This is a genomic window from Bacteroides caecigallinarum, from assembly GCF_021530995.1.
In the GTDB taxonomy this organism is placed as follows: Bacteria; Bacteroidota; Bacteroidia; order Bacteroidales; family Bacteroidaceae; genus Phocaeicola; species Phocaeicola faecigallinarum.
Window position 1 is genome coordinate 1 of sequence record NZ_JADYTF010000285.1, and the last position, 517, is coordinate 517.

At 43.3% G+C, this 517-nt stretch carries 1 protein-coding gene; it reads left to right on the forward strand.

Annotation, left to right across the window (positions count from 1 at the left end; translation table 11 throughout):
* Positions 1 to 517, forward strand: a 517-nt coding sequence (locus tag I6E24_RS16645) for a PD-(D/E)XK nuclease domain-containing protein (RefSeq protein ID WP_235329832.1), incomplete at both ends; no start/stop codon positions are given.

Here is a 517-nt window from a genome sequence, read left to right on the forward strand (position 1 = left end):
TACATTCCTGATTGAGCTTCTGAAAAAGAGCGACTACGACCTCCGGCGTCTGGAAAGCATAGAGATAGACGAAAGCCAATTCACAAGCTACCGTGCGGGAAACTCTGACCCTATCCCGGTGATATACCAAAGCGGATATCTCACAATCAAAGGTTATGACGAACGCTTCAGAATATATAGATTAGGATTTCCTAATGACGAGGTAAAATACGGATTCCTGAATTCACTCATTCCGTATTACACATCATTGTCTGGTGAGGAAAATACATTCCACATACGACATTTTGTGAGTGAACTGGAAGAAGGGGATACCGACGCGTTCCTGCAGAGAATGAAAGTATTTTTCTCGTCAATTCCATACGAACTGCATGAAAGTACAGAAAGGCATTATCAGGCAGTGTTCTATCTTGTGTTCAGACTGTTGGGGCAGTTCATCGATGCAGAGGTACGCAGCGCAAACGGCAGGGCTGATGCTGTGGTGAAGACGGAGAAATTTATCTATGTATTCGAATTTAAA